Annotated in this window: 16 protein-coding genes; 7 read left to right on the forward strand and 9 right to left on the reverse strand. The window is 69.5% G+C overall.

Annotated features, from left to right (window positions below; genetic code table 11):
- Positions 1 to 64: 64 nt before the first annotated feature.
- Complete coding sequence (locus tag ASF17_RS00535; RefSeq protein WP_055794223.1) at positions 65 to 895, reverse strand: aldo/keto reductase; 831 nt, start codon at positions 893 to 895, stop codon at positions 65 to 67.
- A gap of 32 nt (positions 896 to 927) precedes the next feature.
- Entirely contained in the window at positions 928 to 2,136 is a 1,209-nt protein-coding gene (locus ASF17_RS00540) for an MFS transporter (RefSeq protein ID WP_055794226.1), read from the reverse strand.
- Between the two features lie 331 nt (positions 2,137 to 2,467).
- On the opposite strand from ASF17_RS00540, the gene nrdH reads away from it, so the two are divergent.
- The 5 genes from nrdH to ASF17_RS00565 all read left to right on the forward strand — a co-directional run bounded on the left by nrdH (position 2,468) and on the right by ASF17_RS00565 (position 7,604).
- The gene (gene nrdH / locus ASF17_RS00545; protein WP_055794227.1) at positions 2,468 to 2,701 is read left to right on the forward strand and encodes a glutaredoxin-like protein NrdH; all 234 of its coding nucleotides are present in this window, start codon (positions 2,468 to 2,470) and stop codon (positions 2,699 to 2,701) included.
- Positions 2,702 to 2,779: 78 nt separating this feature from the next.
- Complete coding sequence (nrdI, locus tag ASF17_RS00550; RefSeq protein WP_055794229.1) at positions 2,780 to 3,196, forward strand: class Ib ribonucleoside-diphosphate reductase assembly flavoprotein NrdI; 417 nt, start codon at positions 2,780 to 2,782, stop codon at positions 3,194 to 3,196.
- A 38-nt stretch (positions 3,197 to 3,234) separates the two neighbouring features.
- Complete coding sequence (gene nrdE, locus ASF17_RS00555; RefSeq protein ID WP_055795463.1) at positions 3,235 to 5,340, forward strand: class 1b ribonucleoside-diphosphate reductase subunit alpha; 2,106 nt, start codon at positions 3,235 to 3,237, stop codon at positions 5,338 to 5,340.
- A gap of 115 nt (positions 5,341 to 5,455) precedes the next feature.
- On the forward strand, positions 5,456 to 6,457 hold the full coding sequence (gene nrdF, locus ASF17_RS00560) for a class 1b ribonucleoside-diphosphate reductase subunit beta (protein ID WP_055794231.1): 1,002 nt from the start codon (positions 5,456 to 5,458) through the stop codon (positions 6,455 to 6,457).
- A gap of 187 nt (positions 6,458 to 6,644) precedes the next feature.
- Entirely contained in the window at positions 6,645 to 7,604 is a 960-nt protein-coding gene (locus ASF17_RS00565) for a hypothetical protein (RefSeq protein WP_055794233.1), read from the forward strand.
- A gap of 86 nt (positions 7,605 to 7,690) precedes the next feature.
- Here ASF17_RS00565 and kynU read toward each other — a convergent pair whose 3' ends face one another.
- The 3 genes from kynU to ASF17_RS00580 all read right to left on the reverse strand — a co-directional run bounded on the left by kynU (position 7,691) and on the right by ASF17_RS00580 (position 10,912).
- Positions 7,691 to 8,929 carry a kynureninase gene (gene kynU / locus ASF17_RS15905; protein ID WP_055795465.1) on the reverse strand — a complete coding sequence of 413 codons (1,239 nt, stop codon included), beginning with the start codon at positions 8,927 to 8,929 and terminating at the stop codon, positions 7,691 to 7,693.
- 29 nt (positions 8,930 to 8,958) lie between these two features.
- Positions 8,959 to 10,017, reverse strand: coding sequence for an amidohydrolase family protein (locus ASF17_RS15910; protein WP_055794235.1), 1,059 nt, complete (start codon positions 10,015 to 10,017; stop codon positions 8,959 to 8,961).
- 121 nt (positions 10,018 to 10,138) lie between these two features.
- On the reverse strand, positions 10,139 to 10,912 hold the full coding sequence (locus ASF17_RS00580) for a class I SAM-dependent methyltransferase (protein WP_235476285.1): 774 nt from the start codon (positions 10,910 to 10,912) through the stop codon (positions 10,139 to 10,141).
- Between the two features lie 71 nt (positions 10,913 to 10,983).
- Here ASF17_RS00580 and msuE point away from each other — a divergent pair, with 71 nt between their 5' ends.
- On the forward strand, positions 10,984 to 11,646 hold the full coding sequence (gene msuE / locus ASF17_RS00585; RefSeq protein ID WP_082474938.1) for an FMN reductase: 663 nt from the start codon (positions 10,984 to 10,986) through the stop codon (positions 11,644 to 11,646).
- Between the two features lie 64 nt (positions 11,647 to 11,710).
- Positions 11,711 to 12,115 carry a hypothetical protein gene (locus ASF17_RS00590; RefSeq protein ID WP_055794240.1) on the forward strand — a complete coding sequence of 135 codons (405 nt, stop codon included), beginning with the start codon at positions 11,711 to 11,713 and terminating at the stop codon, positions 12,113 to 12,115.
- Between the two features lie 106 nt (positions 12,116 to 12,221).
- Here the strand turns inward: ASF17_RS00590 and arfA are convergent, their stop codons facing one another.
- The 4 genes from arfA to ASF17_RS00610 all read right to left on the reverse strand — a co-directional run bounded on the left by arfA (position 12,222) and on the right by ASF17_RS00610 (position 17,202).
- The gene (gene arfA / locus ASF17_RS00595) at positions 12,222 to 13,757 is read right to left on the reverse strand and encodes an arabinosylfuranosidase ArfA (RefSeq protein ID WP_055794242.1); all 1,536 of its coding nucleotides are present in this window, start codon (positions 13,755 to 13,757) and stop codon (positions 12,222 to 12,224) included.
- A 76-nt stretch (positions 13,758 to 13,833) separates the two neighbouring features.
- Positions 13,834 to 14,745, reverse strand: coding sequence for a carbohydrate ABC transporter permease (locus tag ASF17_RS00600; RefSeq protein ID WP_055794245.1), 912 nt, complete (start codon positions 14,743 to 14,745; stop codon positions 13,834 to 13,836).
- A complete protein-coding gene (locus ASF17_RS00605; RefSeq protein WP_055795467.1) occupies positions 14,742 to 15,647 on the reverse strand; it encodes a carbohydrate ABC transporter permease in 906 nt (301 codons plus the stop codon). Before ASF17_RS00605 ends, ASF17_RS00600 begins: the two co-directional genes overlap by 4 nt.
- A 187-nt stretch (positions 15,648 to 15,834) precedes the next feature.
- Positions 15,835 to 17,202, reverse strand: a complete 1,368-nt coding sequence (locus ASF17_RS00610; protein WP_055794247.1) for an extracellular solute-binding protein — start codon at positions 17,200 to 17,202, stop codon at positions 15,835 to 15,837.
- Positions 17,203 to 17,208 lie beyond the last annotated feature (6 nt).

Consider the following 17,208-nt stretch of genomic DNA (forward strand, 5'->3'; position numbering starts at 1 on the left):
GCGTCATCGGTGGCGGGTCAGAGCTGACCCGCCACCGATGACGGTGACCCGCCGCAGCCCGCGGTCACTCGACGTCGTCGGGGTGCGACCCGGTGCGGCGGCCCGACTCGAGCCGGGCGATCGCCGCGAGGTCGGCGTCGTCGAGCTCGAAGCCGAACACGTCGAGGTTCGAGCGGATCCGGGACGCCGTCGCCGACTTCGGGATCACCACCATCCCCTGCTGCAGATGCCAGCGGATGACGACCTGCGCCGTGCTCACCCCGTGCCGCTCGGCGATGCCGAGCAGCACCTCGTCGTCGAGGATCCGCCCGCGGGCGAGCGGCGACCACGCCTCGGTGACGATGCCGTGAGCGTCGCCGAACGCGCGCAGCTCCCGCTGCGGCAGCCACGGGTGCGCCTCGACCTGGTCGACGACCGGCACGACGTCGGTCTCGCCGAGCAGTCGCTCGAGGTGCGCGATCGAGAAGTTGCTGACGCCGATCGACCGGGCCCGCCCCTCCGCCCGGATCGTCTCGAGGGCGCGGTAGGTCTCGACGTAGCGGTCGCGCGCCGGTGCGGGCCAGTGGATCAGGTACAGGTCGACGTGGTCGGTGCCCAGCCGGGCGAGGCTCTCGTCGAACGCGCGCAGGGTCTCGTCGTAGCCGTGCGCCGTGTTCCACACCTTGGTCGTCAGGTAGACGTCGTCGCGATCGAGCCCGGAGGCGCGGATCGCCCGCCCGACGCCGGCCTCGTTGCCGTAGAGGGTCGCGGTGTCGACGTGGCGGTAGCCCTCGTCGAGGGCGATGCGGACGACCCGTTCGGCCTCGTCGTCGGCGACCTTGTAGACGCCGAGGCCGAGCTGCGGGATCGTCGTGCCGTCGGTGAGCTCGAGCCGGGGGACTTCGATGTCGGACATGCTGAGATCCTGCCAGGCCGAGGAGGCGCGGGTCAGCTGGGCTGGACGGCCACCGGCTCGGTGTCCGGCAGCGGGCTGGCGTCGCGACCGCGCAGATCGGGCAGCGAGCGGTGGAACAGGACCCCGACGATCATGCCGACGAGGGCGAAGGCGGCGGCGACGATGAGGCCGCCCTGCCCGCCGATCCGGTCGATGTAGAAGCCCGCGATGGCGGAGCCGAGGGCCGAGCCGATCAGCTGCCCGGTGCCCGCCCAGCCGTAGGCCTCGGCGGTGTCGCTGAACTTCACGCTCGACGAGACGATCGCGAACATGACGGCCAGCGCGGGGGCGATCCCGACGCCGGCGATGAGCAGCGTGACGCTGAGAGGCCAGAGGCCGGTCATGAAGACGGCCAGCGTCATGCCGACGAAGACGATCGAGAGGCGTCGGGCGAGGGCCCACGGGCCGACCGGCACGTGACCGAGCGCGAGACCGCCGACGAGCGAGCCGGCGGCGAAGATCGCGAGCGCGATGCCGGAGTCCGCGCTGCCCTCGCCGAAGAGAGCGACGACACCGGCCTCGACGGCGGCGCACGCGCCGATGAGGAGGAATCCGGCGACCGTGGCGAGCAGCACGGTGGGGCGGGCGAGCACCTTGCCGAAGGCTCGCTTGCTGCGGGGGATCCGGACGCGGCCGACCTCGGGCGAGGCGATGAACCAGACGCCGCCGCCGACGAGGAACGCCGCGGCGAGCCAGATCGCCTCCTGGGTGCCGATCTGGGTGCCGACGAAGGTCGTGATCACGGGGCCGGCGACCCAGATGATCTCCTGGGCGGAGGCGTCGAGGGAGAACAGCGGGGTCAGCTGGTTCGAGGTGACCATCTTCGGGTAGATGGTGCGGACCGCGGGCTGGACGGGCGGGACGCTGAGCCCCGTCACGAAGCCGAGGGCCATGAACGCCGGCACCGAGAAGTCGACCAGGGTGAAGGTCATCATCGAGGCGAAGCAGACGATGAGCGTGAGGGTCAGCACGGGGCGCATGGCCCAGCGGCCCATCCACCGGCTCGTGAGCGGACCCGAGATGGCCTGACCGATGCTCGTGGCCGCGAGCACCAGGCCGGCGGCGGCGTACGAGTGGTGCACGTGCTCGACGTGCAGCAGGAACGCGAGCGACAGCATGCCGAAGGGGAACCGCGCGGTCAGCTGCGCCGCGATGATGCGCGAGACGCCGGGCGTCTTCAGCAGGGTCGAATAGGTGCTCACGAGTGGTCAAGTCTACGGAGCGGCCCCGTCGCCCGCGACACGCCGACGACCCGAAATGGGGCCAACCCGATTCGAATGTCGGAGGTGGGGAGAAGCATGTGGAGAACCACCCGGAATCGGGGAGAACACCCCGATAACTGTTGGCAACTTGTGGGCTGCCCTGTGGAAAGTCGGACCGGTCAGAGTTACACCGGTGTAACACCGCATGTAGTTATGGGTGCCGTCGTCGGCCACTAGATGTAGTATCGAAGAGTCGCCACGGGCACTACGCCCCGTGGCCCGCGAACCACCAGACCCGGCCTCGAAAGCCGGCCAGAACACAGGGGATCCCATGGCCATCACCGTCTACACCAAGCCGTCTTGCGTCCAGTGCACGGCCACGTACCGCGCCCTCGACAACAAGGGCATCGAGTACGACATCCTCGACGTCACGGCCGACGACGCCGCGCTCGAGACCGTCAAGGCCCTCGGCTACCTGCAGGCCCCCGTGGTCATCGCCGACGACGACCACTGGAGCGGATTCCGCCCCGACAAGATCGCCGGCCTCGCCGCCCGCATCTCCTGACCCACTCGGGTCCGCCGGGTCGACGTCGTCACGACGGAGCCCGGCGAATCCACCGACAACGCAGGAGGGCCCCGGGTCATGACGAACCTCGTCTACTTCTCCAGCGTCTCGGGCAACACCCGGCGATTCGTCGAGAAGCTGGGCGTGCCGGCCGAGCGGATCCCGCTGTTCCCGTCAGAGCAAGCGCTCCACGTCAGTGACCCCTACGTCCTCGTCCTCCCCACCTACGGTGGCGGCGAAGGGCGGGGCGCCGTCCCGAAGCAGGTCATCCGGTTCCTCAACGACGAGGGCAACCGACGTCTCATCCGAGGCGTGATCGCTGCGGGCAACACCAACTTCGGAGAGGGCTACTGCCTGGCCGGCGACATCGTCTCGGCCAAGTGCGAGGTTCCCCTTCTCTACCGTTTCGAGGTCTTCGGAACGCCGGACGACGTACAAGCAGTACACACAGGATTGGAAGAATTTTGGCTTCAGCAGTCGATGATCTCGAAGTGATCGCCGCACCCGGACAGGGTCTCGCCGGCACCACCGGGATGGACTACCACGCGCTCAACGCGATGCTCAACCTCTACGGGCCGTCGGGCGAGATCCAGTTCGACAAAGACCGTGAGGCTGCGAAGCAGTACTTCCTGCAGCACGTGAACCAGAACACCGTCTTCTTCCACAACCTGCGCGAGCGTCTCGACTACCTGGTCGAGAACGAGTACTACGAGGCCGCGACCATCGAGCAGTACGACTTCTCGTTCGTCGAGAAGCTGAACGACCTCGCGTACTCGAAGAAGTTCCGCTTCCAGACGTTCCTCGGCGCGTTCAAGTACTACACGTCGTACACGCTCAAGACCTTCGACGGGAAGCGCTACCTCGAGCGCTTCGAGGACCGCGTCGTCATGACGGCCCTCGGTCTCGCGCAGGGCGACGAGAAGCTCGCCGTCGACCTGGTCGAGGAGATCATCGCCGGTCGCTTCCAGCCCGCGACGCCGACGTTCCTCAACACCGCGAAGGCTCAGCGCGGCGAGCTCGTCAGCTGCTTCCTGCTGCGCATCGAAGACAACATGGAGTCGATCTCGCGCGGCATCAACTCGTCGCTCCAGCTCTCGAAGCGCGGTGGCGGCGTCGCCCTGTCGCTGTCGAACATCCGTGAGGCCGGCGCCCCGATCAAGCAGATCGAGAACCAGTCGTCGGGCATCATCCCCGTCATGAAGCTGCTCGAAGACAGCTTCAGCTATGCGAACCAGCTCGGCGCCCGTCAGGGTGCCGGCGCCGTGTACCTCAGCGCCCACCACCCCGACATCATGCGGTTCCTCGACACCAAGCGCGAGAACGCCGACGAGAAGATCCGCATCAAGACGCTGTCGCTCGGCGTCGTCGTGCCCGACATCACGTTCGAGCTCGCCAAGAACAACGAGGACATGTACCTCTTCTCGCCGTACGACGTCGAGAAGGTCTACGGGGTCCCCTTCGGCGACGTGGCCATCAGCGAGAAGTACCGCGAGATGGTCGCCGACTCGCGTATCAAGAAGACAAAGATCAAGGCGCGCGACTTCTTCCAGACGATCGCCGAGATCCAGTTCGAGTCGGGCTACCCCTACATCGTGTTCGAAGACACGGTGAACAAGGCGAACCCGATCAAGGGCCGCATCAACATGTCGAACCTCTGCTCGGAGATCCTCCAGGTCAACACCCCGACCACGTTCAACGAGGACCTCTCGTACAACGAGATCGGGAAAGACATCTCGTGCAACCTCGGCTCGATGAACATCGCGCTGTCGATGGACGCCCCCGACCTCGGCAAGACCGTCGAGACCGCCATCCGCGGCCTCAGCGCGGTCAGCGACATGAGCCACATCACGTCGGTCCGCTCCATCGAGGTCGGCAACGACCAGTCGCACGCCATCGGCCTCGGCCAGATGAACCTGCACGGCTACCTCGCGCGTGAGCACGTGCACTACGGCAGCGAAGAGGCCATCGACTTCACGAACATCTACTTCTACACGGTGCTGTTCCACGCCCTGCGCGCCTCGAACACCATCGCGATCGAGCGCGGGGTCACCTTCGGCGGTTTCGCCGACAGCACCTACGCGTCGGGGGAGTTCTTCGACAAGTACACCGAGCAGGTGTGGGCCCCCTCGACCGCTCGCGGCGCCTCGCTGTTCGCCGACGCCCAGGTAGCCATCCCCACGCAAGACGACTGGCGCGAGCTCAAGGCCAGCGTCATGGCGCACGGTCTCTACAACCAGAACCTGCAGGCCGTGCCCCCGACCGGGTCGATCTCGTACATCAACCACTCGACGTCCTCGATCCACCCGATCGCCTCGAAGATCGAGATCCGCAAAGAGGGCAAGCTCGGTCGCGTGTACTACCCGGCGCCGTTCATGACGAACGACAACCTCGAGTATTACACCGACGCTTACGAGATCGGGCCCGAGAAGATCATCGACACCTACGCCGCGGCCACGCAGCACGTCGACCAGGGTCTCTCGCTCACGCTGTTCTTCAAGGACACCGCCACGACGCGCGACATCAACAAGGCGCAGATCTACGCATGGCGCAAGGGCATCAAGACGATCTACTACATCCGTCTCCGCCAGCTCGCGCTCGAGGGCACCGAGGTCGACGGCTGCGTCAGCTGCATGCTCTAGTGCCCCGATCGTGCGCCGCCTCGGCGACGCACCCCTCGCGGCACCCGGCGCGGGCCGGTCTCGAACACCGGCCCGCGCCTCCTGAACTCCCGATTCTGTCTTCGAAAGGCATGTCATGACCATCACCGACCCGGTCCACGCGACCGGCAAGTCGATCCCGCTGATCAAGTCGGTCAGCGCGATCAACTGGAACCGCATCCACGACGAGAAAGACGTCGACGTCTGGAACCGCCTGGTCAACAACTTCTGGCTGCCCGAGAAGATCCCGCTGTCGAACGACGTCCAGTCGTGGAACACCCTGACGCCCGAAGAGCAGCAGCTCACCATGCGCGTCTTCACCGGTCTGACCCTGCTCGACACCATCCAGGGCACCGTCGGCGCCATCAGCCTCATCCCCGACGCGATCACCCCGCACGAGGAGGCCGTCTACACGAACATCGCGTTCATGGAGTCCGTCCACGCCAAGAGCTACTCGTCGATCTTCTCGACCCTCGCGTCGACCCCCGAGATCGACGACGCCTTCCGCTGGTCGGTCGAGAACCCGAACCTGCAGAAGAAGGCTCAGATCGTCCTCGACTACTACACGGGTGACGATCCCCTGAAGCGCAAGGTCGCCTCGACGCTGCTCGAGTCGTTCCTGTTCTACAGCGGCTTCTACCTGCCGATGTACTGGTCGTCGCGAGCGAAGCTCACCAACACGGCCGACCTGATCCGCCTCATCATCCGCGACGAGGCCGTGCACGGGTACTACATCGGCTACAAGTTCCAGAAGGGCCTCGAGGGAGCCTCCGAGGAGCGCAAGCAGGAGATCAAGGACTACACGTTCAACCTCCTTTTCGAGCTCTACGAGAACGAGATCCAGTACACGCAGGACCTCTACGACAGCGTCGGTCTGACCGAGGATGTCAAGAAGTTCCTGCACTACAACGCCAACAAGGCGCTGATGAACCTCGGCTACGAAGCCATGTTCCCGAAAGAGACCACCGACGTGAACCCGGCGATCCTGTCGGCGCTCTCGCCCAACGCCGACGAGAACCACGACTTCTTCTCGGGGTCCGGCTCGTCGTACGTCATCGGCAAGGCCGTCACCACCGAAGACGAGGACTGGGACTTCTAACCCCCGAAGCCACCGTCGCCGAGAACCCCGAACGCGAGAGAGAACCCCCGTCGAACGGGATTCCTCTTCGCCTTCGGGGTTCTCGTCATGTGCGGGGCGTCGAGACCGCGGACCCGCGTCGTCCCCGCGTGCCGGCGACCGTCGTGCGGTGCCGGGGCGGGTTCGACGCCGCCGCTAGGGTCGGAGGATGACCACGGGGGAACGGACACCGGCAGACGCACGCGTCATCCTGCTCGCCATCGGGCTGGGGGTGGCGGCAGTGCTCGTCGGACTGGCGCCGTGGCTGCTGACCGGCGCCCGCCTCCCGCTGCAGAACCTCTGGGCCGCACCCGTCGTCGAGGCGGACGGGGTGACGGCCGCTCCCGAGTCGATGCCCGTCTCGCTCCTCCCCTTCAGCCAATACGCGCTCACCCTGCAGGCGTCTCTGCTCATCACAGGGTCGGCCGTCGCGGGCCTGGTCGCCCGGGCAGCCGGCGCGCGGCGGAGCCGAGGCGCCGTCATCGCGGTCCTCGCCGGGACGGTCGGCGCGCAGTCGGTCGCGCTCGTCCAGAGCTCCGTTACCGTGACCGGTGGGCTCGCCGACCGCGTCGAGTCGGTCGTCTACCTCGGCGCCGTGGTCGGGGCCGCGGTGGCCGGCATCGCCTTCGGGGTCGTCGTGCTGCTGCTCATCGCCCGGGCGCGCCGAGGGGCGGCCGTCGTCGGTCTCGCCGTGGGGGCGATCGCCCTGGCTCAGTGGGGCTACGCGCTGGTCTACCCGCCGTTCTCGCTCGTGACCGAGAACGTCGCCGTCGCCGACTCCGTGCTGCGGTGGCTGCCCGCCGTGCTCGTCGCCGCCGCCATCGTCTGGACCGGGGTCTCCACCATCGGGCGCGCGATCGGTGCGACCGTCGCGTTGCTCGGCCTGTGGATCGGGCCCGCCGCGATCACCGCCATCTCCAGCGTCGCGGGGAGCCGCGTCTATGCGAGCTACCCGTTCGAGATGGTCGAGATCGCGGGGAGCATCTTCACGTCGGCCCTCGCGTCGCCGGCGACCTGGCGGGCGGTGGTCGTCGCCGCCGTGCTCGCGGGCATCGGGCTCGCCGTGCGTCGCCCGGTGCTGGAGCGGCGTCGTCGCCACGGTGAGCGGGTCGCGCCCTCGACGTCGTGAGCATCGGTCCCGTCGACGCAGCGCGCGACGACGGGTCCGTCTTCGCGCCCGGGTCTCGGCGGCGAGAGGGAGGGCGGCCTCCGGCCTCAGCCGACCGCGAGAAGCGCCGCACGGATCGCGGCGATGCCGACCCGCACCTCGGCGAACGTGGTCGAGAGCGGCGACAGACCGATGCGCAGCCCGTCGGGGTTGCGGAAGTCCGGCACGACGCCCTCCTCCCACAGAGCGGCCACGACCTGCTCGAACGCAGGGTGACGCACGGTGACGTGGCTGCCTCGCGCTGCGGGCTCCCGTGGCGTCGCCACCTCGATGCCGAGCGGCACGAGCCAGGCGTCGACCAGCGCGAACGCGTAGTCGGTGAGGGCGAGCGACTTCGCGCGGATCGCATCGATCCCGGCCTCGTCGACGACGTCGAGCATGTCGCCCAGCGGCAGCATGCCGACGATCGGAGGGGTGCCGCTGATGAAGCGCCGGATCCCGTCGGCCGGCGTGTACCCGTCGGCCATCGCGAAGACGTCGGCCGCACCCATCCACCCCTGGATCGGCTGATCGAGCGACGGCAGCAGATCGCGCCGCGCGTAGACGAACGCGGGCGCCCCCGGCCCGCCGTTCAGGTACTTGTACGTGCAGCCGACGGCCACGTCGACGCCCCACTCGTCGAGCCGCATCGGCACGACGCCGACCGAGTGGCAGAGATCGAACAGCACCAGGGCGCCGGCGTCGTGCACGAGCCGCGTGATCGCGGGCATGTCGGCCAGATGCCCCGACCGGTACGACACGTGGTTCACGAGCACGACGGCCGTGTCGGGGCCGACCACGTCGGCGAGCAGATCGACGGTCACCCCGAGGGCCGGGTCGACGTGCACCCACCGGACCGTGGCGCCCCGTTCGCGGGCGATGCCCTCGACCACGAAGCGGTCGGTCGGGAACTGGTCGTCGTCGATGACGATCTCGTGCCGGTCGGGCCGTGCCGCGAGCAGGGCGCGGATCGCCTTGTAGAGCAGGACCGTCGTCGAGTCGCCCACCACGGTCTGGCCGGCGGCGGCTCCGAGCGCCGCAGCGCCGATCCGGTCGCCGAGAGCCACCGGGCGATCCATCCACTGCTCGTCCCACGAGCGGATCAGGCGGCTGCCCCAGTCGTGCGTCACGAAGGCGGTGAGCCGCTCGGGCGTCACCCGCAGCGGCCGCCCGAGCGAGTTGCCGTCGAGGTACGACACGACGTCGCCGGCCGGCATGAACCGGTCGACGAACGACGCGAGCGGGTCGGCGGCGTCGAGCGGCTCGGACGGCAGCTCGGCCGGCGGCTCGGACGGCGGGGGAGTGATCGAGTCGGCGGAGGCCGAGGAGGTGCGGGTCACGTGGTCTTCTCCAGCAGGGTGTCGGGGGTGATGACGGTGGCGGTGGCCAGCCAGTCGGAGGCGACCGCGGAGGGGTCGGAGGTCGGGGGCGGCGTCGCGATCCACGTGGCGCGACTCGGAGCGCGGCCGGTCTCGCCCGTGCCGCCGAGTTCGGCGCCGGCCGTGAGGGCGTGCAGCAGCTGCTCGAGATCGAGGCCCGCCCGCTGCAGGGCCCGCAGCTCGCGCGCGTTCACGCCGACGGGGAGGTCGCCGTTGCCGAGGTCGGTGCCGTAGAGCACGTGCCCGCCCGCGGCCCGGAACCTCGCGAGGTTGGCGACGGCGACGTCGTGCACCGCGCCTCCTCGGCCGTGACCGTGGATGTCGAGGGTGCTGATCCAGCTGGTGCGTGCCGCCAGACGCTCGACGAGGTCGTCGTCGAGTCGTTCGCTGAAGGGCGTGTGCGCGAGGCGGGCGACGCCGGCGTCGAGGGCGCGGCGCGCCTGCCCGGCGCCCTGCACGTGGGCGACCGGCACGAGCAGCCGATCGGTCGCCGCGTCGACGATCGTCCGCAGCGTGACGTCGTCGAACACCGGACCGGCATCGGAGTTGAGGCTGATCTTGACGAACGACGCGCCCAGGTCGTGCATCCGCTCGACCTCCCGCCGAGCGCCCGCCGGGTTCGAGACGACGACGGCCGCCGTGTCGGGTGCCCACTCGGACCGGCTGGGATAACCGCCCGGCGGGCACAGCAGGCCGCCCGCCACGCGCACCTCGGGCCACCGCTGGTCCAGGCGCCCGTGCTCGGGCCAGAGCGAGGCCTCGTCGGGATCCCAGCCGAGATCGTCGACGCGCGCGATGCCGCCGGAGGCGAGAGCGGTCGGGTCGATCAGCCCGAGATGCACGTGCGAGTCGGCGAACGGCGCGAGCAGCGTGCCGGGCAGATGCGGCAGCCCCGCGTGCACCGCCTGGGGAGGGCCGAGCAGGTCGATGCCGTCGGTCACACGCACGAGCGAGCGACCCGACCACCCGCCCGACCAGGCGTGATCGACCGTGACGAACCGCGCCTCCCGAGTCATGCGTCGACCCTATGCCGCCCGGGTGCGCGAACGGCGATCCGCCCGCCCCCATTCACAGGAGCGGGCGGATCAGGCGGGCAGGGGAGGAGGCGCGGGTCGCGTGACCCGCGCCGGTCGCGACTCAGCCGGGCAGCACGGCGCGGCTGCACCGCGCGACGTACGGCACGCGGACGACGTCGAGGCCGCGGGTGTCGGGGTGCGTGTCGAGCAGGTGCTCGACCCGGGCCAGGAGCTCGGTGCGTTCGGCCGGCGACAGCGTGATGACGTAGCTGCGCGAGGCGATCATGTCGAGGAACTCCTCGCGCGTCATCTCGTGCACCCACTCGACGTCGTGCCGCTCGATCGGGCCGAACGGCGCCCCGACGGGAGGGGCGTCCGACTGCAGGTCGCGTTCGCGCGGCTGACGCATGACCCGGCTGAGCTCGGCCACCCAGGGCACGCTCTCGTCGCGGATGTTCCAGATCAGCGCGAGGGTGCCGCCCGGGCGGAGCACGCGCGCGACCTCGGGGACGGCCCGCACGGGGTCGACCCAGTGCCAGGCCTGCGCGACGAAGACGGCGTCGACCGACGCGTCGTCGAGCGGGATCGACTCGGCCGAGCCCGCGACCGACGTCGCCGCCGGCACGACCCGCTCGAGCTGTTCGCGCATCCCCTCCGAGGGCTCGACGGCCGTCACCGAGGGCACCGTGTCGAGCAGCACCCGGGTCAGCTTGCCCGTGCCCGCACCGAGGTCGACGACGTGACAGGCGCCGCTCGGGAGGAGCCACTCGACGGCGGCCGTCGGATACGACGGTCGGCCGCGCTCGTACACGTCGGCCGCGAGGCCGAACGACGAGGCGAGATCGGAGTCGGGGTGAGCCGGGTCGAACCCGTGCTGAAGTGGTTGATGCGTCACCGGCATACTGTCGCACGACTCATTGCGTCACAGTGCGACTGTTACGTCGCGTGGAGGGGAGCATGTATCGAATGACCCCACCACTGACCTCTCCACAACCGCTCCGCGTGGTCGCCGTGTCGGGAACCCTGAGCACGCCGTCCAAGACCGACGCCCTCGTCGACGCCATCCTGGACGAGCTGGCCGAGGTGCTGCCGATCGAGCGGCACGTCATCCGCGTGAGCGAGCTGGGCCCGCTCTTCGCCGGGGCGCTCACCCGCGACCAGCTCGACGAACGGGTCGAGCGCGAGCTGCGAGCCATCGAGTCCGCCGACCTGCTGATCGCCGCCTCGCCCGTCTACCGCGCCTCCTTCACCGGGCTGTTCAAGCACCTGTTCGACTTCGTCGAGCAGTACGCCCTCGTCGACACGCCCGTGCTGCTGGCCGCGACCGGCGGCAGCGAGCGGCACGCGCTGATCCTCGAGCACTCGATGCGACCGCTCTTCGGGTTCTTCCAGGCGCTGACCCTGCCGCTCGGGGTCTACGCGCACGCCAGCGACTTCACGGATCGGCGGGTGACGGCGCCTCTGCTGCAGGAGCGCATCCGCAACGCCATCGCCCGCGGTCTGCCGCTCATCCGCTCGAGCATCGCCGAGAAGGAGCGCATCGAGCGCGAGCTGCTCGGCGAACGGGTCGACGAGGTCGCGCCCGAGCTCGAGGGGGCCGCGGCGGGGCCGACCCGGCTGTTCAGCTGAGGACTGCGCCGGTGGTGGACCGCGCGCGGGAGGAACCGTCTGTGCCGGACGGTATCGTCTTGTCATGACCGATCCGACGACTCCCCGCGACGAGGCGGTCGCCCGCGCCGAGCTCCGCGACGACGAGGCCCGGCGGCTGCTCGGCATGCTGTCCGCGGGCACGCTGCCCGCCCGTGCGCAGCAGTGGATGACCGACGGGCTCGAGCATCCCTCGCTCACCGTGTTGGCGGGTGCGCTGACCAGCACCGACGAGCGACGGGCTGCGCTGCTCGCCGAGGCGGCCGAGTCGTTCGGACTCGGTTTCGCGTCGGTCAAGGCGGCGCGGGCGTATCACGGCGAGCGGATCGTCGCGTCGATGACGGCCGCCTCCGCATCGTCGGACGCCCTCGGCTACTCCAACAGCTTCACGGACACCATCGAGGAGTCGGTGCGGGACAGCATCTCGCGCCTGTTCCGGCCCCGCGGCTGAGCGGCCCAGCCACCGCGTCCGCCGAGACGCCGCGAAGTCGCCGAGACCCCCGTGCGCGCACAGGGGTCTCGGCGACCGACCGGGGTCTCGCGGCGCGCGGCGCGCGCTACGCCTTGCCGACCTCGAGCTCGACGACCGCCCACGACAGGGCCGGCAGCGTCAGGCGTGCCGAGCCCTCGTCGACGGTGACGCCCTCGAGGGGCACGAGGCCGACGGCGTCCTGCGCCTGCTCGGTGTTCGAGGTGAAGCGGTCGCCGCCCTCGGGCACGGTGAGCAGCTCGGCGCGCGTGACGCGTGCGCCCGAGAACCCGCGCAGCGCGATCTCGACGTCGGCCGCCTCGTCCAGCCCGCGGTTCGCGAGGAAGAACGCGACGCGCCCCGTCTCCTCGTCGTAGGTCGAGCTCACGTCGACGAGATCGGCGTCGCCGTACTTGGCCGTGTCGACCTTGTCGCTCGTCACGAGCGTGCGGAGGATCTGCCCCGACGCCAGCGCGGCCATCCGCGCGAACGGCCAGAAGATCGTCTGACGCCACGCCGGCCCGCCCTGCTCGCTGCGGATGGGGGCGATCACGTTGACCAGCTGCGCCTGGTTCGCGATCTTGACCCGGTCGCCGTGGCGCAGCAGCGAGTTCAGGAACGTCCCGACGACGACGGCGTCCGTGACGTTGTACTGGTCCTCGATCAGACGCGGGTGCTCGACCCAGCCCTTCGAGACGTTGTGCGGCTGGTCGTCGGTGTCGAGGCCGGTCTGGTACCAGACGTTCCACTCGTCGAACGAGATGTCGACCTGCTTCGTGTGCTTGCCCGCCGCCTTGACGCCGTCGATGGTCGAGACGACCTCGTCGATGAAGGCGTCCATGTCGACGGCCGTCGCCAGGAAGCTCTTCGCGTCGCCGTCGTGCTCCTGGTAGTAGGCGTGCATCGAGACGTACTCGACCTCGTCGTAGGCGTGCGTCAGGACCTCGTGCTCCCAGGCCCCGAAGGTGGGCATGCCGCGACCCGAGCTGCCGACCGCGACGAGCTCGATGGTCGGGTCGACGAACTTCATCGCCTTCGCGGCCTCCTGAGCCAGGCGGCCGTACTCGGTGGCGGTCTTGTGGCCGATCTGCCAGGGGCCGTCGAGCTCGTTGCCGAGGCACCAAAGCTTGATGTCGAAGGGGTCCTTCGCGCCGTTGGCGATGCGGCGGTCGCTCAGCGCGGTGCCGCCGGCGTGGTTGGAGTACTCGACGAGCTCGCGGGCCGCGTCGACGCCGCGGGTGCCGAGGTTCACGGCCTCCATGACCTCGGTGCCGGCCAGCTTCGACCATTCGACGAACTCGTGCAGGCCGAACGCGTTCGACTCGACCGTGTGCCAGGCGCCGTCGAGGCGGCGAGGCCGCTGGTCGACGGGGCCGACGCCGTCCTCCCAGTTGTAGCCGGAGACGAAGTTGCCGCCGGGGTAGCGGATGACGGTGGCGCCGAGCTCCTTGGTGAGCTCGAGCACGTCGTGGCGGAAGCCGTTCTCGTCGGCGGTCGCGTGACCGGGCTCGTAGATGCCGGTGTAGACGCAGCGGCCCATGTGCTCGACGAACGAGCCGAAGATGCGGCGGGGGACCTCGCCGATCGTGAACTCGCGGTCGACGGTGATGCGGGCGGTGGACATGGTGCTCCTCAGGAGGTCGTGGCGTGCGGTGTCGGTGGTGCGGTCTGTCGGGAGGGGACGGGGAGGCGCGGGTCGGTCACTGCCCCCCGAAGCCGGTGGTCGAGATGCCCTTGATGATCTGCCGCTGGAAGAACAGGAACACCAGGATGAGGGGCAGCGCCGCCAGGATCGCCGACGCCATGTTCTGCGCGTACTGGATGCCGTAGGCGCTCTCGATGGTCTGCAGGCCGACCGGCAGGGTCAGCAGGGCGGCGTCGTTCGTGACGATGAAGGGCCAGAGGAAGTTGTTCCAGGCGCCGATGAACACGAAGATCGAGACGGCCCCGAGGATGGGGCGCGACAGCGGCAGCAGGATCGTGAAGAACACCCGGATGCGGCCGGCGCCGTCGACCCGCGCGGCGTCCTCGAGCTCGATGGGCACCTGGTCGAAGAACTTCTTGAGCACGAAGACCATGGCCGGCGCGATGGCCTGCGGCAGGATCACGCCCCAGTACGTGTCGACCATGTTGAAGGCGAGCATCTGGTAGAACAGCGGCACGATCAGCACCTGCGGCGGGATGATGATCGACGCGATGGTGGCGACGTAGAGCCACTTCTTGCCGGCGAAGTCGAGGCGCGAGAAGGCGTAGGCCACCAGCGCCGACGTCGCGACGACGATCAGCGTGATGACGATCGACGTGAACAGGCTGTTGAAGAGCCACGTGGGGATGTTCCCCTGGGCCAGCACGGCGCGGTAGGCGTCGAGCGTGAAGCCCCCGGCGGGCAGCCAGGTCTGCGGTGTCGCCGCGGCGTCGGCCTCGCTCTTGAACGAGGTCGACAGCGACCAGAGGAACGGCAGCAGCCAGAGCGCGGCCAGCACGATCAGGACCACCACGCTGACGACGGCGAGCGGGCCGAAGCGGCGCTGGCCCGGCTTGTGCGGGCGCCGGGCGCGCTCGGCGGTGGGGGCGCGGAGTCCGCTGCCCGGGGCGACGGCGGGGGCGGTCATCGCTGGGCTCCTTTCCGGCGCTGCGCGGCGATGGCGAACTGCGCGACCGAGATGACGATGATCAGGGCGAAGAAGATGTACGAGATGGCCGACGAGTAGCCGAAGCGGTAGCCGGTGAAGCCGGTGTCGAAGATGTACTGCACCGCCGAGCGGGTGCTGCCCGCCGGTCCGCCGGTGGTCATCTGGTAGATCTGGTCGAAGACCTTGAGCGAGGCCAGCACCTGCAGGATGACGATCAGGCCGGTGGTCGGGCCGAGCTGCGGGATGGTGATCGACAGCAGCGACCGCCAGCGACCGGCGCCGTCGAGCGACGCCGCCTCGTACTGCTGGTCGGGGATGTTCTGCAGCGCCGCCAGGTACAGCAGGAAGTTGAAGCCGACGGTCCACCAGACGGTGGTCGCGACGACGGCGATCATGGCCGTGTTCGGATCCTGCAGCCAGGCCGGCTGCGGCAGGCCGACGGTGGCGAGGACGGTGTTGATCGGCCCGAGGGTCGGGCTGTAGAGCTGGATCCAGAACAGCGAGACGACGGTCGACGCGAGCAGGTACGGCAGGAAGAAGCTCAGCCGCCAGAGCCACTGACCCGGCAGCCCCGTGTTGACCAGCAGGGCGAGCAGCAGGGCGATGACGACCAGCGGGATCGTGCTCAGCACCGTGAACCACAGCGTGTTGGCCATCGAACGCCACATGTCGCCGTCGGCGAAGGCCTCGGCGTAGTTCGCGACGCCGATCAGCTCGCCGCCCGAGCCGGTGAGGCTCTGCCCGGTGAAGCTGAGGTACAGCCCGTGGATGACGGGCCAGACGAGGAACAATCCGAACAGGATGGCGAACGGGGCGGCGAACCCCCAGCCGATCCGGTTGTCTTTGTGGGCGCCGGGCTTCAGGCGCGAACCGGTCCGCACCCGCTCGGGCGCCGCTGATCGCGTCGTCGTGCCGGCGCCGGCCCCGCGGGCCTTGACCGTCGTGGTGGTCACAGGTCGACTCCTTCGTCGTCGTGTGTCATGGGGTGGTGCGGTGTCGCGACGGGCGATGTCCGCTGGTGACGCGCCTCCTGAAGGGCCGGAGCCGAGGAGGCGCGGGTCGGCCCGATCACACCGGCGCCGGCCGCGAGAGCTGCGTGTTGACGCGGTTCACGAACGCGCGCATGCCCGCCGCGGCGTCGTTCTTCGACAGCACGACGGATTGGACGTTGTCGAGGAAGTACGTCTGGAAGTCCGACCCCGAGCCCGTGAACCAGGCGGGCGGGTCGTAGTTGAGGTACTGCGCCGCCTCGGCGTAGTTCGCCTGGGGCTGCAGCTCGGCGTACGCGGAGCTGTCGACGACGGGACCGTAGGCGGGGATGTGCCCGGCCTCGGCCCACGAGATGGAGTCCTTCAGGATGGTCGACACCATCTTGTAGACGTCTTCGCGCTTGACGTCGTCGACCTCGCTCTGCCGCGGCAGCACGAACGAATGCGAGTCCGCGTAGACGGCCGGCGTGCCGAAGAGGGTCGGGATGATGCCGGCGTCGAAGGGGATCCCGGCGTTCTGGGCGCTCGGGACCTCCCACACCCCGGTGAAGAGCATCCCGCTCTCGCCGCTGACGAACTCGGCGATGCCCGACTGGATGTCGCTCGCGGTGGCCATGGCCGTGCCGTCGGTCATCTTCTGCATGAACTCGAGCGCGGTGACCGCCGCGGCCTCGTCGTACTCGACCGTGCCGCCCTCGGTGAGCACCATGTCGGCGCCCTGCTGCTTGTAGAACGTGTAGAACATGCGCCAGAGCTGGGCGCCGTCGTTGAGGTAGCCCCACGAGGCGCCGTGCTTGCCGGTGACCGCCTGCATGGCGTTCGCGACCTCGAGGAACTGCTCGGGGCTCGTGATGTCGACGAGGCGTCCGTCGCCGCCGAGGGCCCCGGCCTTCTCGGCGATCTCCGTGTTGTACAGCAGGATGAACGGGTGCGAGTCGAGCGCGACCGAGAAGAGCCGGTCGCCGCTGAAGCCGGCCTTCCAGACGGCGGGGGCGAAGTCCTGCTCGCGCACGCCGTACGAGGCGAGCTTGTCGACGTCCCACGGGTCGAGCAGCCCGCCGGGGGCGTAGCCCGGGACCCGCGACGCGTGCATGATCGCGACGTCGGGGGCGCGGCCCCCGGCCGAGGCCATCGCGAGCTTGGTGTAGTACGGCGTGCCCCAGGCGAGCACCGTCTGGGTCGCCCGGAACTCGGGGTTCTGGGCGTTGGCCTGATCGATCAGGGCCGACATCTTGATGCCGTCGCCCCCGCTCAGCAGGTGCCAGAAGCTGAGGTCGGCGACTGCGCCGGAGCCGGAGACGGCGCCGGTCGAGCAGCCGGCGAGGCCGCCGACGGCGAACGCGCCGCCGAGGATGGCGGCCCCGCCCACCAGCAGGTTCCGGCGGCTGAGGCCGTGGGCCGGGGGTGTCTCGCTCGGTGCGCCGGGCGTCGCTGAACGTGGGGTCATCGGTGT

The organism is Frigoribacterium sp. Leaf263 (genome assembly GCF_001422285.1).
GTDB lineage: Bacteria > Actinomycetota > Actinomycetes > Actinomycetales > Microbacteriaceae > Frigoribacterium.

What these genes read in the sequence shown, in the direction of transcription:
- ASF17_RS00600 (WP_055794245.1), bottom strand. Translation starts at nt 14,745, where the DNA reads ATGACCGCCCCCGCCGTCGCCCCGGGCAGCGGACTCCGCGCCCCCACC.
- nrdI (WP_055794229.1), top strand. Translation starts at nt 2,780, where the DNA reads ATGACGAACCTCGTCTACTTCTCCAGCGTCTCGGGCAACACCCGGCGA.
- nrdF (WP_055794231.1), top strand. Translation starts at nt 5,456, where the DNA reads ATGACCATCACCGACCCGGTCCACGCGACCGGCAAGTCGATCCCGCTG.
- ASF17_RS00565 (WP_055794233.1), top strand. Translation starts at nt 6,645, where the DNA reads ATGACCACGGGGGAACGGACACCGGCAGACGCACGCGTCATCCTGCTC.
- arfA (WP_055794242.1), bottom strand. Translation starts at nt 13,757, where the DNA reads ATGTCCACCGCCCGCATCACCGTCGACCGCGAGTTCACGATCGGCGAG.
- ASF17_RS00590 (WP_055794240.1), top strand. Translation starts at nt 11,711, where the DNA reads ATGACCGATCCGACGACTCCCCGCGACGAGGCGGTCGCCCGCGCCGAG.
- nrdE (WP_055795463.1), top strand. Translation starts at nt 3,235, where the DNA reads ATGGACTACCACGCGCTCAACGCGATGCTCAACCTCTACGGGCCGTCG.
- ASF17_RS15910 (WP_055794235.1), bottom strand. Translation starts at nt 10,017, where the DNA reads ATGACTCGGGAGGCGCGGTTCGTCACGGTCGATCACGCCTGGTCGGGC.
- ASF17_RS00535 (WP_055794223.1), bottom strand. Translation starts at nt 895, where the DNA reads ATGTCCGACATCGAAGTCCCCCGGCTCGAGCTCACCGACGGCACGACG.
- nrdH (WP_055794227.1), top strand. Translation starts at nt 2,468, where the DNA reads ATGGCCATCACCGTCTACACCAAGCCGTCTTGCGTCCAGTGCACGGCC.
- ASF17_RS00610 (WP_055794247.1), bottom strand. Translation starts at nt 17,202, where the DNA reads ATGACCCCACGTTCAGCGACGCCCGGCGCACCGAGCGAGACACCCCCG.
- msuE (WP_082474938.1), top strand. Translation starts at nt 10,984, where the DNA reads ATGACCCCACCACTGACCTCTCCACAACCGCTCCGCGTGGTCGCCGTG.